The organism is Xenorhabdus griffiniae (genome assembly GCF_015163655.1).
Taxonomy (GTDB): Bacteria; Pseudomonadota; Gammaproteobacteria; order Enterobacterales; family Enterobacteriaceae; genus Xenorhabdus; species Xenorhabdus griffiniae.
This window is the reverse complement of sequence record NZ_JADEUF010000039.1, coordinates 1-18559: the sequence shown is the minus strand read 5'-3', so window position 1 is coordinate 18559 and position 18559 is coordinate 1. Positions and strand designations below refer to the sequence as shown.

General features: G+C 44.4%; 15 protein-coding genes and 3 tRNA genes. 11 read left to right on the top strand and 7 right to left on the bottom strand.

Translation table 11 applies throughout. The features are described from left to right. Window positions 1-10: 10 nt before the first annotated feature. Window positions 11-1345, bottom strand: a complete 1335-nt coding sequence (gene argA, locus IQ211_RS08365; protein ID WP_189760584.1) for an amino-acid N-acetyltransferase — start codon at window positions 1343-1345, stop codon at window positions 11-13. Between the two features lie 239 nt (window positions 1346-1584). On the opposite strand from argA, the gene amiC reads away from it, so the two are divergent. After that, the gene (gene amiC / locus IQ211_RS08360) at window positions 1585-2832 is read left to right on the top strand and encodes an N-acetylmuramoyl-L-alanine amidase AmiC (RefSeq protein ID WP_189760585.1); all 1248 of its coding nucleotides are present in this window, start codon (window positions 1585-1587) and stop codon (window positions 2830-2832) included. A 153-nt stretch (window positions 2833-2985) separates the two neighbouring features. On the opposite strand, the gene IQ211_RS08355 is transcribed toward amiC, so the two are convergent. From IQ211_RS08355 to IQ211_RS08345, 3 genes are all read right to left on the bottom strand, one after another. Next, window positions 2986-3062: transfer RNA gene (locus IQ211_RS08355), tRNA-Met, on the bottom strand. Between the two features lie 68 nt (window positions 3063-3130). Continuing rightward, window positions 3131-3207: transfer RNA gene (locus tag IQ211_RS08350), tRNA-Met, on the bottom strand. Between the two features lie 111 nt (window positions 3208-3318). Beyond that, window positions 3319-3395, bottom strand: a tRNA-Met gene (locus tag IQ211_RS08345). Between the two features lie 227 nt (window positions 3396-3622). Between IQ211_RS08345 and mltA the strand changes: the two genes are divergently transcribed. Together mltA and tcdA are read left to right on the top strand one after the other, a co-directional pair. Beyond that, window positions 3623-4720, top strand: coding sequence for a murein transglycosylase A (gene mltA / locus IQ211_RS08340; RefSeq protein ID WP_189760668.1), 1098 nt, complete (start codon window positions 3623-3625; stop codon window positions 4718-4720). Between the two features lie 75 nt (window positions 4721-4795). Beyond that, window positions 4796-5608, top strand: a complete 813-nt coding sequence (gene tcdA / locus IQ211_RS08335; RefSeq protein WP_189760669.1) for a tRNA cyclic N6-threonylcarbamoyladenosine(37) synthase TcdA — start codon at window positions 4796-4798, stop codon at window positions 5606-5608. A 6-nt stretch (window positions 5609-5614) separates the two neighbouring features. On the opposite strand, the gene csdE is transcribed toward tcdA, so the two are convergent. Further along, a complete protein-coding gene (csdE, locus tag IQ211_RS08330) occupies window positions 5615-6073 on the bottom strand; it encodes a cysteine desulfurase sulfur acceptor subunit CsdE (RefSeq protein ID WP_189760670.1) in 459 nt (152 codons plus the stop codon). Window positions 6074-6316: 243 nt separating this feature from the next. Then, window positions 6317-7525, bottom strand: a complete 1209-nt coding sequence (gene csdA / locus IQ211_RS08325; protein WP_189760671.1) for a cysteine desulfurase CsdA — start codon at window positions 7523-7525, stop codon at window positions 6317-6319. Between the two features lie 421 nt (window positions 7526-7946). Between csdA and IQ211_RS08320 the strand changes: the two genes are divergently transcribed. The 8 genes from IQ211_RS08320 (at window position 7947) to IQ211_RS08285 (ending at window position 17486) form a co-directional block, all read left to right on the top strand. Beyond that, window positions 7947-8870 (top strand): transcriptional regulator GcvA, encoded by a 924-nt coding sequence (locus IQ211_RS08320; protein ID WP_189760672.1) that lies wholly within the window; start codon window positions 7947-7949, stop codon window positions 8868-8870. A gap of 29 nt (window positions 8871-8899) precedes the next feature. Continuing rightward, entirely contained in the window at window positions 8900-9295 is a 396-nt protein-coding gene (locus IQ211_RS08315; RefSeq protein WP_189760673.1) for a DUF423 domain-containing protein, read from the top strand. Beyond that, window positions 9288-10385, top strand: coding sequence for a 23S rRNA (cytidine(2498)-2'-O)-methyltransferase RlmM (rlmM, locus tag IQ211_RS08310; protein WP_189760674.1), 1098 nt, complete (start codon window positions 9288-9290; stop codon window positions 10383-10385). The genes IQ211_RS08315 and rlmM overlap by 8 nt, the downstream gene beginning before the upstream one ends. Before the next feature lie 573 nt (window positions 10386-10958). After that, a complete protein-coding gene (locus IQ211_RS08305) occupies window positions 10959-12392 on the top strand; it encodes a serralysin family metalloprotease (RefSeq protein WP_189760675.1) in 1434 nt (477 codons plus the stop codon). 170 nt (window positions 12393-12562) lie between these two features. Beyond that, complete coding sequence (locus IQ211_RS08300) at window positions 12563-12883, top strand: protease inhibitor Inh/omp19 family protein (protein WP_189760676.1); 321 nt, start codon at window positions 12563-12565, stop codon at window positions 12881-12883. 37 nt (window positions 12884-12920) lie between these two features. After that, window positions 12921-14675, top strand: coding sequence for a type I secretion system permease/ATPase (locus tag IQ211_RS08295; protein WP_189760677.1), 1755 nt, complete (start codon window positions 12921-12923; stop codon window positions 14673-14675). 51 nt (window positions 14676-14726) lie between these two features. Continuing rightward, complete coding sequence (locus tag IQ211_RS08290; protein WP_189760678.1) at window positions 14727-16064, top strand: HlyD family type I secretion periplasmic adaptor subunit; 1338 nt, start codon at window positions 14727-14729, stop codon at window positions 16062-16064. A 6-nt stretch (window positions 16065-16070) separates the two neighbouring features. Beyond that, complete coding sequence (locus tag IQ211_RS08285; RefSeq protein ID WP_189760679.1) at window positions 16071-17486, top strand: TolC family outer membrane protein; 1416 nt, start codon at window positions 16071-16073, stop codon at window positions 17484-17486. A 198-nt stretch (window positions 17487-17684) separates the two neighbouring features. On the opposite strand, the gene IQ211_RS08280 is transcribed toward IQ211_RS08285, so the two are convergent. Further along, on the bottom strand, window positions 17685-17987 hold the full coding sequence (locus IQ211_RS08280) for a hypothetical protein (RefSeq protein WP_223281802.1): 303 nt from the start codon (window positions 17985-17987) through the stop codon (window positions 17685-17687). Window positions 17988-18559 lie beyond the last annotated feature (572 nt).

Genomic DNA, 18559 nt, shown 5'->3' with positions numbered 1-18559 from the left:
TAGTCTGACGTCAGCAAGCCTGTAAATCCAGCAGCAAAATTTTGGAACGGCGCTGATAGTTATACAGCGCTTGTTTTTCCACAGGCAACATATCTATTTCTGCGGGCTTAAAGCCTTTCTCCTGAAACCAGTGAATACTGCGGGTTGTGAGTACGAAAAGTTTTTCCAACCCTTTTTGTTTCGCCTGACTGGAAATGGCATCTAGCAGAATTTCACCTCTGGAAGAGTTTCGATAGTCTGGATGTACGGCAACACAGGCCATTTCACCAATTTTTTCATTGGGATAAGAATATAAGGCAGCGCAGGCGATAGTGATATTATCGAGTTCAATCAGGGTGAAGTTATCAATTTCCATTTCCAATTGTTCACGTGAACGGCGTACCAAAATACCTTGTTGCTCCAATGGGCGAATAAGCTCAAGAATGCCACCAATATCATTAATATTGGCGCGGCGTATCTGTTCGGAACGTTCCATAACGATTTGAGTGCCGATACCTTCGCGGGAAAATAGTTCCTGAACTAATGAGCCATTTTCTTGGTAACTGATCAAATGGCTGCGGCGAACACCACGGCGGCAAGCCTTAATCGCTCCCCTTAAGAAACGCACGGTGCCTGAATGATAGTCACCCGCGTTTTCCAATTTGTGCAGGTGAGTTTCTCCTTCATTAAGAAACATTTCTGATACAGTATTGCCGTTAGCGTCAAGTGCGCCCTGAGATGAGCAAAATCCAATTAATTTTTCTGCTTTTAATTTGATCGCCAGTTGGGTTGCAATTTCTTCGGAAGTGAGGTTAAAACTTTCTCCTGTAACGGAAACGGCAACTGGCCCAATCAGCACAATAGCACCGTTATCCAGTTGCTGGTTGATTGCTTTCTCATCAATACGACGAACCCTGCCACTATGGCAATAATCGACGCCGTCATCGATTCCTAGCGGTTGGGCGATAACGAAGTTTCCGCTGACGACACTAATATTAGCGCCTTGTAATGGGGTATTATTTAATCCCATGGAAAGACGAGCTGTAATTTCTAGCTGTAATAAGCCTGCTGCCTGTTTGACCAAATCCAGTGTCGTGGCATCGGTTACCCTGGTGTGTTTGTGGTAAACCGATTGGCAATGGTGTTCGGCAATATTCTGTTCGATTTGTGGGCGGGCACCATAAACAACGATTAAACGAATACCCAGATTATGTAGTAATCCAATATCGTTGACGATATTAGAAAAATTCTCATGGGCGATGGCTTCACCACCCAGCATAATGACAAAGGTTTTACCTCGATGTGCATTGATATACGGAACCGAGTGACGTAAGACTTCAACCAATTCGGTACTGCGTTCGTTCATGAAACCCTCTCTGATTGAATTTTTATTCGTATTTTTTGTATTTTTATTCTTTTTGAAGGGAAATGGCAAGCGGAAATATGGATAAAAATAACGTTATTATTTATATTGGTATAAATAAATGAGAGGATCAGAAAATACGTTTTTTGATGACAGACGTTTGCTAATTAATTAGAGTTCCTGCCTAACTATTATGTTTGGTAAAGATTACTGCGTTTGGTTGTTTTTAAGCGGAATAAATAATGAGTCATTCAGACCATAATACTTCACGTCGTCGCCTGCTGAAAGGCGCAGCCGCTGTATGGTTATTAAGCATCAGCCCAATAGGTTATGCAGCGACTTCAAAAGTTATTGCTGTGCGTATTTGGCCAGCATCAAGCTATACCAGAGTAACGCTGGAGTCTAATATTCCACTTAAGTATCGCCAATTTTCGCTTACAAACCCTAATCGTATTGTTATTGATTTGCAGGGTATTCAACTTAATAGCATTTTGAGCAGCATGGGGGCACAGGTTCAGCGGCGTGATCCTTACTTAAAATTAGTGCGAGCAGGGCAATTTAATCCTAAAACGGTGCGTTTAGTCTTTGAAATCAAACAACCCGTCTCTCCGCATATTTTCACATTGCCACCAATTGCAAAGTTTAAACATCGTCTGGTGCTCGATCTGTATCCCAAAAAGGCGATTGATGTGGCTAATGATCCTTTACTGGCCCTGCTTGAAGAGTACAACAGTGGGAACCTGGAACAGAATTTGCCTGCACAAACACGCAAACCTGGCAAGGCAGGCAAAGACAGGCCGATTGTGATTATGCTCGATCCTGGTCATGGTGGTGAAGATTCTGGGGCGATTGGGAAATATAAAACCCGTGAAAAAGATGTCGTGTTGCAAATTGCCCGTCGTTTACGGGCGCTCATCAAACGTGAGCCGGGCATGAAAGTTTACATGACGCGAAATGAAGATGTGTTTATTCCCTTGACGGTGAGGGTGGCAAAAGCCCGTAAGATGCGGGCGGATCTCTTTGTTTCTATTCATGCAGACGCCTTTACAAGTCGTTCTGCACGGGGATCATCCGTGTTTGCGCTGTCAACTAAGGGCGCTACCAGCAATACGGCTCGTTTTCTCGCCCAAACTCAGAATGAGGCAGACTTAATTGGTGGCGTCAGTAAAAGTGGCGATAAATATTTGGATCATACCATGTTGGATTTGGTGCAAACCGCGACTATCAATGATAGCTTGAAATTTGGTAACGAAGTGCTCAAGCGGATGGGAAAAATCAACAAACTACATAAAAATAGCGTCGATCAGGCGGGATTTGCGGTATTGAAAGCGCCAGATATCCCTTCCATTTTAGTAGAAACTGCCTTTATCAGTAATCTGGAAGAAGAACGTAAACTTAAGACAGCAAAATTCCAACAACAAGTGGCAGAATCTATTTTTGCTGGCATTAAGGCGTATTTCAAGAATGGGGCTGAATTGGCACGGCGGTGAAATATCCGCTTAAAGCCTGTTGCTTATGATGCAACAATGGTTATTTACTTTATGTTTGTATTTAAACCGGATTTAAAAATCAGTGGAAATTAGGTGATCTAACCGGAATAAGAATCAGATGAAAATTGGAGGAAAAAAATGAAAAGGAATATTTGGTTGCGGGGGCCGGATTTGAACCGACGACCTTCGGGTTATGAGCCCGACGAGCTACCAGGCTGCTCCACCCCGCGTCCGTCTGTCTGCAAATTTTGATTAGAAACCATGAATGCAAACACTGAGTAATGACATCATATAGTGTTGGTTGCGGGGGCCGGATTTGAACCGACGACCTTCGGGTTATGAGCCCGACGAGCTACCAGGCTGCTCCACCCCGCGTCCGTCTATTTGCAAATCTTGATTAGAAACCATGAATGCAAATACTAAATGATGACATTTTTTACTGCCAGATTGTCTTTGCTACTAGAGCAAATCGATATGCAATCGAATTGGTTGCGGGGGCCGGATTTGAACCGACGACCTTCGGGTTATGAGCCCGACGAGCTACCAAGCTGCTCCACCCCGCGTCCGATGTCGGCACACTATACTCTGGAACGACACGGTTGCAAGTTTTTTTATTGATTTTTACTAAAATTGTTTGTTTTTTGGCTTTAAAATAGCCTGATTGTTTTGTTTTTACTCGATAGGGTTGGCTGAAACGGTAAGCTATTTAATCTAACTACATTTCATTATTTATTACTGTTTGATATTGTTCGTGGTCTGAATAAGTGATGGCTAGAGATAAGGCAGTAATATGAGAATTTGGGGCAAATATCTTTTATTTGGATTTGTCATTTCGTTATTATCGGGATGCCATTTTCGACCTACTGATCAGGCGCAGCAGTATAAGGATGGGCGAATTACCCGAAGCCTCCAGTTGGTGAATATCCCTAACGCCGAAGGTTTTCCGGTTAATGCCAAGGATTTTGCTACTCAAGTTGAATATATCAGCAAAGCTTCTCCTCGTCTTTATGACAATAACCGTGAATTATTTAATGCAATTGAACGCTGGATGCTGTCTGGTGGTGATACCCGTGATTTAAATGAATTCGGTTTACTGTCTTATCAGATGGAAGGTGAAGATAAATACGGCAACGTGAAGTTTACCGGCTATTACACACCTGTTTTGCAAGCACGACATACTCAGCAAGGTGAGTTTAAATATCCACTGTATCGTATGCCAACTCATTTACGTTCCCGCTTGCCAAGTCGCGCCGAGATATACAGAGGCGCACTGAGCAAGAAATTTATTATCGGGTACAGTAACTCCCTGATGGATAATTTTATGATGGAAGTTCAGGGGAGTGGTTATGTCGATTTTGGCGATGGACGTCCGTTGACCTTTTTTGGCTATGGAGGAAAGAATGGACATCCCTATCGCAGTATTGGCAAGGTGCTGATCGACCGTGGAGAAGTACCGAGCGAAAAAATGTCGATGAAAGCTATCCGGCAATGGGGAGAACAGCACAGTGAAGCCGAAGTGAGAGAAGTGCTGGAGCAGAATCCTTCATTCGTTTTCTTTAAGCCTGAATCCTATACGCTTGTGAGAGGAGCCAGTGCCGTGCCTCTTATTGCAAAAGCGTCGGTAGCATCTGATAAATCATTAATCCCTCCTGGAACAGCATTGCTGGCGGAAGTGCCGGTGCTGGATGAAAAGGGCAAATTTACCGGCCAGTATCGGATGCGCCTGATGGTAGCGCTGGATGTTGGTGGTGCCATCAAAGGGAACCATTTCGATATTTATCACGGTGTTGGGGAGAAAGCGGGTGAAATGGCGGGTTTTTATAATCACTATGGCCGTGTTTGGGTATTGAAGAAAGCATCATCTGGTTTTTTGGCGGCAAACCAGTAAGATCCCCTCCAGTTTAAACGATCAATCGATAACCTATCTCAATAGAGGTAGGTTTTATGCAGGATTTATTTAGCAATGCAAGTTTCTCTCTCTGATGCTTATCTTCAGCGTTTCGCTGGTACGGCGCGGTTATATGGCCAGAAAGCGCTTTCATTATTTGCCCGTTCCCATGTTTGTGTTGTAGGAATTGGCGGTGTGGGTTCATGGGCGGCAGAAGCGCTGGCGCGTACCGGTATTGGTGCTATTACGTTGATTGATATGGATGACGTCTGCATCACCAATACCAACCGTCAGTTGCACACGTTGGTACAGAATGTGGGCTTACCTAAAACGGAAGTCATCGCACAGCGGATACGAGCGATTAATCCTGAATGTCGGGTGACTTGCATTGATGATTTTGTCACCCCTGATAATGTGGCTGAATTGATATCCACAGAGTTTAGTTATGTTATTGATGCCATTGATAGCGTACGGCCGAAAGCGGCGTTACTGGCCTATTGTCGCCGCTATAAGATCTCGCTTGTGACGACGGGTGGAGCGGGTGGGCAACTTGATCCTACCCAGATCCAGGTGGTGGATTTAGCCAAAACGGTACAAGATCCGTTAGCGGCGAAATTGAAGGAGCGCTTGAAGTCGGATTACCGCGTAGTGAAAAATGGCAAAGGTAAATTAGGTATTGACTGCGTTTTTTCAACCGAACAGTTAGTTTATCCGCAATCTGACGGTACAGTTTGCGCTGCCAAAAGCACTGCGGAGGGTTCCAAACGAATGGATTGCGCTTCTGGTTTTGGTGCCGCAACGATGGTTACGGCGACTTTTGGTTTTGTTGCGGTATCCCACGCATTGAAAAAGATGGTGGCGAAAGCTGAACGGGAAAATATGCTTTAAGCGAACCTAATGAATGTAAGTGCTCGCTATTTCCTGAAGAGTATTGATCAGGGATTTCACGCCATTGAGCCTTGAGCCACTGAGTTGTTGTTCCAGGCCGAGTTGTTGGAATAGCTCGGCCAAAGGTATTTGTACAACCTGCTCTGGGGTTTTGCCTTCTACGGCAGTCAGCAGGATTGCCAATAACCCTTTGACGATACGGCCTTCGCTATCGCCATAAAAATGCAATCGGCCGTCTGCAAGTGGTTGATGCCCCAACCAGACGCGATTTTCACAGCCGGATCTTTCGATATTTTGCTGTTTTAGTTCATCCGCTAAAGGAGGCAGTTTTTTAGCCAGGCCGATGAGCTGCCGGTAACGATCTTCCCACAATTTGCATTGCTGAAAGTTTTCAATAAGTTGCTGCTGTGTAATTTCTGTTCCGAATGGATGCGGAGCCAAGATGGTGTCTGAGAGTTGTGTCATGGGGTATTTATCTTTACTTTTGGGAAAGGAAAAATGTGAATAAAATCAAATTACATCAATATCAACTTGAAGTGACATGGGTATATTATATTAATCGAATTTATCAAGTTAAAATAATTTAATTAAATATTGATCAACAAAATGGGGCTTTAAAGTTCGATAGTGCTCCGCCATTAAGCTGAAAACCCACCAAAATATATTTGATAGGTTTTTATATGAGGTATCACTAATAATAAGACAATATCAATCATCCAGCAGCAACGCTAGCGCAAACTTTACGGCACTTATCAATCTATCCGCATCTTGCTGGTTATTATAAGGCATGAACGAAGCACGCAGACAGCCGCTGATCCCAAGGGCATCCAGCAATGGCTGAGCACAGTGTTGGCCTGAACGCAGAGAGATATTTTGTTCGGCAATCAGCGTTGCTAAATCATTGTGGTGTATTCCGGCGATATTGAACGCCAGTAAGCTGGAACCCGCTACACGGTAACTGTTAAATCCCGCCAGCATGCTGAGTTGTTTTTCGGTGTAATCCGTCAGGGCAATCGCATGGGATTCTGCGAGCTGGATATCAAGCGTTTTCAACCATTCCAGAGTCGTTGCAAACCCGACCACACCGGCAACATTGGGTGTCCCCGCTTCAAAACGATAAGGCACGGCTTCCGGTGTGAAACCATCGAACGAAACTTGAGTTAGCATTTTTCCGCCACCATGCCACGGTGACATCGCATTCAACCATTCATTTTTGCCATACAACACACCCAATCCATTTGGGCCATACAGTTTATGTGCAGAGAAGGCATAAAAGTCGATATCCAGTTGTTGTACATTGACCGGTGCGTGAACGATACCCTGAGCACCATCGACCAAAACACGGCAATCATATTGATGGGCGAGTGCGGTAACTTGTGCCAAATCTACTGCGGCGCCGGTAACGTTAGACATCTGGCTGATGGCAACTAAGCGGCTTTTTTCATTCAAGAGTTCTGCCAGGGTATCGATTTCTGGTTGGCGTCGATTGCCAATCGGCCATTTAACGATTTTAGCGCCGGTTTGTTCTGCCAGAATTAGCCACGGTAACAGGTTAGCATGGTGTTCCTGCTCGCTGACAATGATTTCATCACCAACATTCAGACGAGGGCGAAAGTAACTTTGGGCAACCAGATTGATGGACTCAGTAGTTCCTTTTGTCCAAATAATATTTTCAGGCAATGGCGCATTGATCAATTCCGCCACCAGTGAACGAGCCTGCTCATAACGGGCAGTCATGGCCTGCGCAGTGGCATGTTGACTGCGGTGTACTGTTGCACTGTGGTTTTGGTAATAGTGTTCGGTCGCCTCAATCATACATGCCGGTTTTAATGCTGTGGCGGCACTGTCCAGAAATGTGGTGGATTGTTGCAGGGCAGGAAACTGCTGGCGGAATTTTTCTGAGTCAAAGGCTTTCATAAACGCTGCTAATTTAATCGTTGTGTGATAAAGAATAAGATTTTCTTTAATCAAGAGACAGGGAATTCTACAGGAGAAAGCAGGGAAAAAAAGCACCGCAACTGCGGTGCAATAAAAAATCACTATGGACAGACAGGGTAAATGTACAGGAAGTGAAAAAAAACAGTAGCTTATGCTACAAAGCCTGGTTTCCCAGACAACTTGCAAACACAACATCACAACCACAAAGCCAAAAGCTTCAATGTATCGCTACAAAGAGACTTTTCGTTCCGGCTTAGGAAGTGCGCACACTATAGGGATTTGCTGGTATATCATCAATGGACAAATTATAATGCTTCGGATTACAAAAACTAATAACTGGATGAAAAGAGTTACCGGTATCGTCACCCCTATATAGGAAAAGAACACATAAGAAACGAACATGTCTAAACGTTTACCTCCACTCAATGCGTTACGCGTTTTTGATGCCGCGGCCCGTCATTTAAGTTTTACTAAAGCAGCAGAAGAATTATTTGTGACTCAGGCCGCTGTTAGCCATCAAATGAAAAGTCTGGAAGATTTCCTGGGATTAAAGCTTTTTCGTCGTCGCAATCGTTCGTTATTGTTGACGGAAGAGGGGCAGAGTTATTATCTCGATATCAAGGAGATTTTTACTGCTATCAATGACGCGACTCGCAAACTTCAGGCTCGCAGTGCCAAGGGCGCGTTAACGGTTAGTTTATCCCCCAGTTTTGCGATTCAGTGGTTAGTACCTCGGCTTTCAGGTTTTAATCAGAGCTTTCCAGGGATTGATGTTCGCATTCAGGCAGTGGATCGGGAAGAAGATAAACTGGCTGATGATGTTGATGTCGCGATCTTTTATGGCAGAGGCAACTGGCCAGGGTTACGCACTGATCGCCTTTATCCCGAATATCTGCTGCCTGTCTGTTCTCCTGCGCTGCTGACGGGAGATCGCCCATTGAAAACGCCCGCCGATCTTGCCAAGCATACGCTGTTGCATGATTCATCCCGCCGGGATTGGCAAGCCTATATTCGCCAGCTTGATATGCAGCAACAGATTAATGTCCAGCAAGGGCCAATATTCAGCCATAGTGCGATGGTGATCCAGGCGGCGGTGCATGGTCAAGGTGTTGCGCTAGCCAATAATGTGATGGCACAAAATGAAATTGATGCAGGGCGCCTTGTCTGCCCATTTAATGATGTTTTGGTCAGTAAGAATGCATTTTATTTGGTTTGCCACGATAATCAGGCAGAATTGGGCAAGATTGCGGCTTTCCGCAAATGGATACTAACCCAGGCCGCAACTGAGCAAGCAAGGTTAGGATTTATTACCCAATACACCTAATAACTGACAAACAGAGACAGGAGCCTGTGATGAGCAGTCGAACTATGCTTATTTTTGTTGGGATCAGTGGTTTTTTCTACGTGGCATTAGGCGCGATGGGAGCACATATGTTAGCGCCTATCCTGACACCACGTCAGATGGAATGGATTCATACCGGCCTGCAATATCAAGGACTACATACACTCGCCATGATGATTCTGGCTGCTTTGTTGATGCGCCAGCCTGTAACGCTGTTTGGTTGGAGTGGAATTTTTTTTACGGCGGGAATTGTGCTGTTTAGTGGCAGCCTTTATTGTCTGGCCTTTTTACCGCTAAAATTTTTGGTTTATTTGACACCAATTGGTGGGTTCAGTTTTCTCATTGGTTGGTTATGTGTATTAATTGGCGCTCTGCGTCTAAGGAAATCGGCGCTTAGCCATGAATAAAGTTGCTTTATATTGTCGCCCTGGTTTTGAAAAAGAGTGTGCGGCAGAGATTACCGATCAGGCGGGTAAAAGAGAAATTTACGGTTTTGCCCGTGTGAAAGAAAACAGTGGATATGTGCTGTTTGAGTGTTATCAACCCGATGATGCGGATCGCCTGATCCGTGAAATACCGTTTGGTGAATTGGTTTTTGCTCGTCAAATGTTGGTTGTGGGCGAATTACTGAAAGATTTGCCGCAGGAAGATCGCATTACCCCGATTGTTGGTATGTTGAGCGGTGTCATTGAGAAGGCGGGTGAGCTGCGTGTCGAGGTGCCGGATACCAATGAAGGCAAGGAGTTGATGAAGTTCTGCCGTAAGTTTACTGTTCCGCTGCGTAATGCGATGCGTCAGGAAAAACTTCTGCTGGTAAAGGAAAACTATAGTCGTCCTGTTATTCATGTCTTTTTCATCGCTTCGGGCTGTTGCTATGTTGGGTATTCCTACAGCAATAATAATTCCCGTTTTTATATGGGTATTCCTCGTCTTAAATTCCCTTCGGATGCCCCAAGCCGTTCAACGCTGAAACTGGAAGAAGCCTTTCATATATTCATTCCTTATGACGAATGGGAAGAGCGTCTGGGTAGCGGCCTTCATGCCGTCGATCTCGGTGCTTGCCCGGGAGGATGGACTTACCAACTCGTAAAACGCAGTATGATGGTTCATGCGGTAGATAATGGGCCGATGGCTGATAGCTTAATGGACACAGGTCAGGTAAAGCATCATCGTGTGGATGGTTTTAAATTTGAACCATCAGTGAAAAACATTTATTGGCTGGTTTGTGACATGGTTGAAAAACCTGCCAAAGTCGCCCAATTGATGACGGATTGGCTGGTAAAAAGCTGGTGCCGTGAGGCGATATTCAATCTTAAGTTGCCGATGAAAAAGCGTTATGAGGAAGTCGCTCATCTGTTGCAAAAAATAGAACAGCAATTGAAAGAGAATGGTGTGAATGCTCAGATTCAGGCGAAACACCTGTATCACGATCGTGAAGAGATCACTGTACACATCCGTCGTATTTGGTCTGTGTATGCCACTAATCGGGATTATTAATACAATTCTTTATTATTAAGTATGCTGCCTTATTGGCAGCACTTATTCTACCTATCGTCTTATTATTCTATTTATTTGTTGTCATACCACTTAATTCAACGATTTCAGTTACCCTTATCCCAAATACACAATGTGATGATTTATATCTCCTCCGCTTCGCGGGGGAGATATAAGACGCATCTTGAAGTGAGATTGGTATAGAATTAATTTCAAGTTGAATAAAAAATAACCCATATTTAAAAAGGCAGAGAAAAAACAGGTAAAGAGATAATCCTTTCTTAAAATCAATTTCCAGCAGATAAAAACAACATTATTTATTACTAAATCATGTTGTTTTTTTATTATCAAAAAAATTTCAGTGAGAAATTAATAATTAATTACATAAATTAAATTTGTTCAATATGTATTCTAAAAAAGTATATTAATTATTTTTACACAGACAGTAACTAACGCTATTTTATTCTGGAGTTTTATTTCTAAGTGGGGCTTAGAAAGAATTTAAAACTCTTACCTCCGTTATTATCAAAATTTCGGGTTATTAGGATATTTGTCTTGTTTCTACAGGAGATTGATATGGCCTCAAAGAAAAAGTATACCTATACGGGGTTATCTGATTCCAATTCCGTCCAGGAAGTTAATTCATTTCTTAAAGCCTATGTTCCAAATTACGATGCCTCTATTCGGGTTGCGCATGGTCCATTAGGAGACAATGCACCTGATAAGCTTCTGCGAGGTCACTATAAGTGGTCCAATAAGTATGTTGATTCTTCTGGCACCTTGGAATTATCGTACCATTTCATGGAATCGAAACCGGCTATCATGCCGTTGTTTAAAATTTCTGGTTTCAGTGCTTTTAATGAAGAACAAAAAGAAGCTGCGAAACTTTCTTTGCAATCCTGGTCTGACGTTGCCAATATTAAATTTACCGAAGTCAGTAGTGTTAGAAAAGCGAATATTACTTTTGGTTTCTTTGATCATAGTGACGACGGTGATTATGCGTTTGCCACTCTGCCGCAAGGACAAAAAACCGCTTTTACATGGTATGACGCGACAAGCCATACTTTTACAGACAATGATATTGATGTGAATGGATATGCTCGCCAGACTTTCACCCATGAAATTGGCCATGCACTAGGATTGGAGCACCCTGCCGATTACGATGCTTCTGATAAAGTGCGTCCAGGTTATATCACTAAAGCCGAATATTTCGAAGATTCTCGTGCCTATACAGTCATGAGTTATTTCAGTGAAAAATATACAGGCCAAGATTTTAAATATGAATATTCATCGGCACCTCTGTTGAATGATATCTCTGCCATTCAGGAGCTGTATGGTGCGAATATGGAAACCCGGACGGGAGACACCATATATGGTTTCAATTCTAATACTGGCCGCGACTTTATGACCGCAACTGATGCGAACAGCAAACTGGTGTTCAGTGTCTGGGATGCGGGTGGTGAAGATACTTTTGATTTCTCTGGTTTTACTCAAAATCAGCGTATCAACCTGAATGAAGGTGCTTTCTCTGATGTTGGTGGCCTGAAAGGCAACGTTTCTATCGCCCGTGGTGTCGTTATTGAGAATGCGATTGGTGGCAGCGGCGACGATATTCTGGTCGGTAACAGCGCAGACAACATCCTGAAAGGCGGCGCAGGTGATGACATCATTTATGGCGGCCTGGGCGGTGATCATCTGTGGGGCGGTGAAGGTAACGATACCTTTGTTTACCTGGATGGCAAAGAATCTCTGAAAGACAATCCAGACTGGATCCACGATTTCGTCTCGGGTGAAGACAAAATCGATCTGTCTGAATTCAATTTCGGAGGTACTGGCGATATTAAATTTGTCGATTCATTCTCAGGTAAGGCGGGCGAAGTGTTGTTCACTTATGATGAAGTGAATGAGGTCACCGATCTGGAAATCAGCCTTGGTGGTGATCTGGCTGGCAACGATTTTCTGGTGAAAGTTGTCGGTCAACCGTTAACTGAAACAGATTTCATCGTCTAATTGATGTCATCACATTAATAAAATATTGCCGTACTCCCCACGGGATACGGCAGTATTATGGATATGATGGAAAGGTAGAAATGGTGAATTTCTTGCTTTGTAGCGGTCGGTTTTATAGATCAAAATTGCTCTTATCAATAATTTTTTCTCTCTTTTTTATCGGAGGATGTATGGCGAGTAGTTTGAGGCTTCCAACTGCGGGTGAGTTAAAAGGGTTATGGCAACTCTCCGATGGAAATAAGCTGTGCAGTATTGAACTGACCGATACCCGTTTACCCGAAGGTTCGCTTTGGGCTTTGAAAGGGAATGCGTGTGTCACTGAGTTGATTGGGCAGCCTGTTGCAGGATGGTATCCATCTCCAGATGGCATCACATTGACCGATAATGATGGCAATAGTTTGGCCTTTTTCAGTCCTGAGTCAGAACAGTGGATTGCTTACTTTGTTGATGGCAGGGAACTGGTCATGACATTCAGTGGTGCATATAAATAACGATTTGTTTTGCTCCGTTAACGATGAAGGGATCGCAGTGAAATTACGTTTTCCGAAGGATGAAATCACGGGTGTTATCCGTGCACGCAGCAAGGTCTTCTGGACTATTGGATTATTTACGGCATTCATCAACTTGCTGATGCTGGTTCCTACGATTTATATGCTGCAAGTCTATGATCGCGTACTGCCATCCAGTAATGAAATAACCTTGCTGATGCTGACGTTGATCACACTGGGTATGTTCGCCATGATGGGCGGACTAGAATATATCCGCAGCCAGGTAGTGATCCGTATCGGCAGTCAGTTTGATATGTGCCTGAACCAGCGGGTTTATACCGCTTCCTATGAATCCAATCTGAAAAATGGTTCCACCGATGCAGGGCAAATGCTTAATGATCTGGCGACCATCCGCCAGTTTCTGACCGGCAATGCCCTGTTTGCCTTTTTTGATGCCCCTTGGTTTCCGGTCTATCTTGGCGTCATCTTTTTGTTCAGCCCCTATTTGGGATTGTTGGCGCTACTTGGGGCGATCATATTGATCATGCTGGCGGTATTGAACCAGTGGTTATCTCAAGCGCCATTGGCGGAAGCCAGTCATCTTTCTTTACGATCCGCCAACTTAGCCAGTACCAACCTGCGTAATGCCGAAGTGATCGAAGCGCTCGGTATGTTGCCAGCATTGCGCCGTCGTTGGTTTAACTTGCATCAGCGTTTTCTCAATTTTCAGCGTATTGCCAGTGAACGTTCAGCCGCTATCACGGCACTGACTAAAACAGTACGTATGGCCTTGCAGTCGTTGATTCTTGGTCTGGGGGGTTGGTTAGCGATTGAAGGCAACATCACACCCGGGATGATGATTGCCGGTTCCATTTTGATGGGAAGAGCGTTGTCGCCGATTGAACAGTTGATACAGGCCTGGAAGAGCTGGAGTGCTGCTCGCTTGTCCTGGCAACGGCTGGACAAGCTACTGAAAGCACAACCGGAACGTAAAAGTGGTATGTCATTGCCGCAGCCTAAGGGTGTGTTACTGATGGAAAAAGTATCAGCAATGCCACCGAATAAAACGCGGGTACTTCAGGCTACGCAAAACGGATCATCACCCAATAACCAACATGTTTTGCAGGATATCAATTTAGCCTTGAATGCCGGTGAAGTGCTGGGTGTGATTGGCCCCAGTGCGTCAGGGAAATCGACATTAGCTCGCCTGCTGGTAGGGATATGGCCAGCGCAAGAAGGTGTTGTACGGCTTGATGATGCGGATATCTACCAATGGAATAAAGATGAGTTAGGGGCATCCATTGGTTATCTGCCGCAGGATATTGAATTGTTTGGCGGCACGATTGCGGAGAATATCGCGCGTTTTAATGACGTTGAACCGGAAAAAGTTATCGAAGCGGCAAAAAAAGCCGGTGTCCATGAATTAGTGCTCAATCTTGAACAGGGTTATGACACGGTTATTGGCGCAGGTGGCATGGGGTTATCCGGTGGACAGAAACAACGAATAGGTTTGGCTCGTGCCTTGTATGGCAACCCATCGCTTGTGGTGTTGGATGAACCTAACTCGAATCTGGATGATATTGGCGAAAAAGCCTTAAGTCATGCGATCGCACAATTACGGGAACAGGGGAAAACCGTGGTCGTTATCACTCACCGGCCTTCATTGCTCTCGCAAACAACCAAAATTTTGCTGTTGGTACAGGGGAAAATGAAAATGTTTGGCCCTTCCCAGCAAGTGATGGCGGCGCTGTCTCAATCTTCGTCACAGTTAAAAGCGGTCGAACGTGCCTCATAACATGATTCAGCCATATTTCAATCCTTGGGATATTTCGATCTGGGAGTAAAGATGTCTTATCAGACTAACGCAAAGGATGCCCAAAATGAGGTGTCGGAATTATTGCCGCTGGATGCAAATCGTTACCTGCGAATAGGTTGGTTGATTATTGGACTCGGTATTGTGGGATTTTCCATCTGGGCGGCATTTGCGCCACTCGATAAAGGGGTGGCTTCTTCTGGTACTGTCGTCGTTGATGGTAATCGCAAAACGATACAGTCTCCGCTTAATGGCATTATTAGTCAAATTCAGGTGAAAGAGGGGGAACACGTAAAGGCCGGGCAGGTTTTGGTTCAGCTCAGTCAGGTGCAGGTTAATGCACAAATTGACTCCCTGAAGCAGCAGTTTTATACCACACTGGCAACAGAAGCCCGACTTTTGGCCGAGCAGCAAGGGCAGGACGCTATTGTTTTTCCGTCGATGTTATTGGATCAGCCGTCGGAGCCACGCATTAACGAGACTCTGGCCTTGCAAAAACAGCTTTTTTTATCACGTCGTGAAATGTTGCGCAGTGATTTGGCGGGAATGCAGCAAGCCGAAGAGGGACTGAATTTTCAAATCAAGGGGTTGCGGGAAGCCTTGGTGAGTAAACAGCAGCAGCAAGTTTCGCTTAAAGAGCAGGTGACGAACTTGCGGCCCCTGACGGAAGAGGGTTATTTCCCCCGCAACCGCTATCTGGAATTACTGCGTAGCCAAAGTGAATTAAGTGGCAGTATCGCGGAAATGACAGGAAAAATTGGTCAGCTTGAAAAGCAGAGGCAGGAAACGCAGCAGCGGATTATCCAGCGTCAGGCAGATTATCAACGCGAAGTGCGCAGCCAATTGGCCGATGTACAGGTTCTGGCGAATGAGCTGGGAAATAAGCTGGAAACGGCACAATTTGATCGGTCACATACTTCTATTATTGCGCCAGTGGATGGCTCAGTGGTTGGATTAACCGTGTTTACCCAAGGTGGCGTCGTGGCGGCGGGTGAGAAATTAATGGAGATCCTGCCAACTCAGCGTGCGCTGGAAGTTGAGGCGCGTTTGATGGTGAACCTGATTGATAAAGTTACCGTGGGGCAAGATGTTGATTTGATGTTTACTGCGTTTAACCAGAACCGGACGCCGAAAGTCACAGGCAAGGTGATGGTGGTTTCGGCTGACCGTTTGGTGGATGAGCGTACAAGAGAGCCTTACTATCAGATGCGATTGAAAGTCAGTCCTGAAGGCATGGAGAAACTGGCAGGATTGAATATCAAACCGGGGATGCCGGTTGAGGTATTCGTCAAAACAGGTTCGCGTTCGTTGTTGAGTTATCTGTTCAAGCCGTTAATGGACAGGGCGTCTACCTCACTGATTGAGGAGTAATAGGGAATGTTGATGTATCACAGTTTTGCCAATAGACGGACTTCTTTATCTCCCCTATTTTTCAGGAAATTCTTGCCAGCGTCAGTGTTGCTGATGTCGATATTAATATTTCCCCGTTTCGCCAGCGCGCTTTCCTTAACGGAGGCTTATGCGCTGGCATTGCAGCATGATCCAACGTTTCAGGCTGCGATCAAAGAGCAGGAAGCGGGACAGGAGGAGAAAAATCTTGGGCTGGCGGAACTGTTGCCCAAGTTATCTTTCAGTTACCAGAATGCTCCCAAAAATTGGCAGAGGATGGATTCGCAATCTTTAGACCAGCGGGGAAGAAGCATCAAGGAGAGTCGTGATCGACAGTATGACAGCTATAGTGGTGCGATTATTTTGACTCAACCTGTGATCGATTTCGAGGTATGGGCGCGTTATCGAACTCGTCAGGCTTATGCTTTGATGAGTGATAGTCGCTTTCGGGCGGATAGCCAGCAATTGGCGGTCAGGGTAGTGAACAGTTATGTGGCCGTAGCTTATGCGCAGGATCGATTGGCACAGGTTGTGCAACAGCGGGCGGCTTATGAGGAGCAACTGGAACGCAACCAGAAATTGTTTGCTTCCGGTGAAGGCACCCGTACCGATGTAGCGGAAACCCAGGCGCGTTACAGTCAGGTCTTGGCTGATGAATTAGCGGTGCAAGATGAACTGGATGCTGCTATTCGTGGTTTGCAGTTATTAGTTGGTGTACCGTTGCCAGCAGATGTACCGGTTAAGCGTTTATCTGATTCCCCACGGTTTAAAACCATTAAATTGGATTTAGAACACTACGCTGATTGGGAACAACGGGCATTACGTCAGAATCCACAACTGGCTGCTGCCCGCCAGAAAGTGGATGTAGCGTACCATGATATTGAGCGTAACCGGGCGGGATATCTGCCGAAACTGGAACTCTATGCTTCCCATAGTGAAAATAAATCCAGTAGTGATAACAGTGTCGACCAAAAATACCGGACGGATTCCATTGGCTTACGACTGTCCATGAATCTCTATAATGGCGGAGGCACTGCAGCAGCGGTGCGCCAATCAGCCGCAAATTATGGCAAGACTAAATTCGAAATGGATGCGCAGACGGGGGAAACCCTGAATGCACTGCGGCGCAATTATAACGCTTGTGTGAATGGTGAAAAACGGATACGCGCCTATGAAACGGTAGTGGAAGCGGCTGCATTACAAGTAAAAGCGACGCAAAAAAGTGTGGTGTTGGGGCAGCGGGTAAATGTCGATATATTGAATGCCGAGCAACAGCTTTATACCGCCCGTCGTGAACTCTCTCAGGCAAAATATGACTATATGAAAGCGTGGATTGGGTTATTAGATGAATCCGGACAATTACAGGGTGAACATATTCAGTTAATTTCTGATTATTTTGATTGAGTTATTTCATGTAAGACATCGTTATTAAATAACGCCGTGATAATTTTCTATTAAGTCATAGGGAAAAATAATCAGCATATCCTATTACCGGGTTATGCTGGTTTTTTATGTTTAAAATTTAATAACTAAAATTAATACTTTTGATGGTTCTGTCGTATTAACAGAGAAAATCTGAGTCAATGTGGGGTTGGTTGTATTTTATACCTCATCAGTTCCACCCCCACCATTGCCTCCATTTACACCATTACCACCATCCCCACCATTGCCTCCATTTACACCATTGCCACCATCCCCACCTCTTCCTTTATTTTTACCAGTTACACCATTGCCGCCGTTACCTCCATTTTTACAATCAGGAGTACCATTCTTACCATTTTCACCTTTTTCCCCGTCAAGGACAGAGCAGTTAACAGTTTCATTTATTTGTGCTGAATAGCTTGATGTAGAAAATAATAGAGGCATAGTTAAGCTAAACAAAAAAAACAAATTTTTATTAATCATATAATTACCCTAAATTACTTTATATTAGCAATCATTTACTTAGAAAAGCATCAACCTTAAAAAAGCAAAGGATATTAAAGTTAGTTTTAATATTTACTACTATTTCCCTTTATTTCCACTACCACCACTAACCCCATTACCACTTCCGCCGTTACCTCCAAGTCCTCCATTACCACCATTTGAACTATACAGTTTCATATCAAAATTTAAACTTGTCGTGGGCTGTAATGAAAGATATGGAAAAAAATCTAAATAATCGTTCACCTGTTGACTTTTGGCTGGATGAAATGATGAAAACTAATAAACTGGGTGCCTTTAATAAAAATATAGACTGAGTTTTGGTGGTATACGGTGTACTCTGCTCGGAGAGTTATCTAGCTTCGAAAAAAACATTTGTTGAGTATATTGTTAATCGAGCATTTTAAAAGAATATAGATTATAAGAACCTATCCCAATAGGATTTTATTCTTCCATATGAAAGGTTAAAACCACCGACTTTAGTCGGTCAGCTTTAGCTGCAATACTGTGTTGTACTGGAGGTGCAACATGGATTACAGATACGGCAGTCACAC

Bases quoted from the DNA above. Each gene is read 5' to 3' on its own strand.
- IQ211_RS08315 (WP_189760673.1), top strand. From the start codon at position 8,900: ATGAGCAGTCGAACTATGCTTATTTTTGTTGGGATCAGTGGTTTTTTC.
- IQ211_RS08285 (WP_189760679.1), top strand. From the start codon at position 16,071: ATGTTGATGTATCACAGTTTTGCCAATAGACGGACTTCTTTATCTCCC.
- IQ211_RS08280 (WP_223281802.1), bottom strand. From the start codon at position 17,987: ATGATTAATAAAAATTTGTTTTTTTTGTTTAGCTTAACTATGCCTCTA.
- csdA (WP_189760671.1), bottom strand. From the start codon at position 7,525: ATGAAAGCCTTTGACTCAGAAAAATTCCGCCAGCAGTTTCCTGCCCTG.
- csdE (WP_189760670.1), bottom strand. From the start codon at position 6,073: ATGACACAACTCTCAGACACCATCTTGGCTCCGCATCCATTCGGAACA.
- tcdA (WP_189760669.1), top strand. From the start codon at position 4,796: ATGCAAGTTTCTCTCTCTGATGCTTATCTTCAGCGTTTCGCTGGTACG.
- argA (WP_189760584.1), bottom strand. From the start codon at position 1,345: ATGAACGAACGCAGTACCGAATTGGTTGAAGTCTTACGTCACTCGGTT.
- IQ211_RS08300 (WP_189760676.1), top strand. From the start codon at position 12,563: ATGGCGAGTAGTTTGAGGCTTCCAACTGCGGGTGAGTTAAAAGGGTTA.
- IQ211_RS08290 (WP_189760678.1), top strand. From the start codon at position 14,727: ATGTCTTATCAGACTAACGCAAAGGATGCCCAAAATGAGGTGTCGGAA.
- IQ211_RS08320 (WP_189760672.1), top strand. From the start codon at position 7,947: ATGTCTAAACGTTTACCTCCACTCAATGCGTTACGCGTTTTTGATGCC.
- amiC (WP_189760585.1), top strand. From the start codon at position 1,585: ATGAGTCATTCAGACCATAATACTTCACGTCGTCGCCTGCTGAAAGGC.
- IQ211_RS08305 (WP_189760675.1), top strand. From the start codon at position 10,959: ATGGCCTCAAAGAAAAAGTATACCTATACGGGGTTATCTGATTCCAAT.
- rlmM (WP_189760674.1), top strand. From the start codon at position 9,288: ATGAATAAAGTTGCTTTATATTGTCGCCCTGGTTTTGAAAAAGAGTGT.
- mltA (WP_189760668.1), top strand. From the start codon at position 3,623: ATGAGAATTTGGGGCAAATATCTTTTATTTGGATTTGTCATTTCGTTA.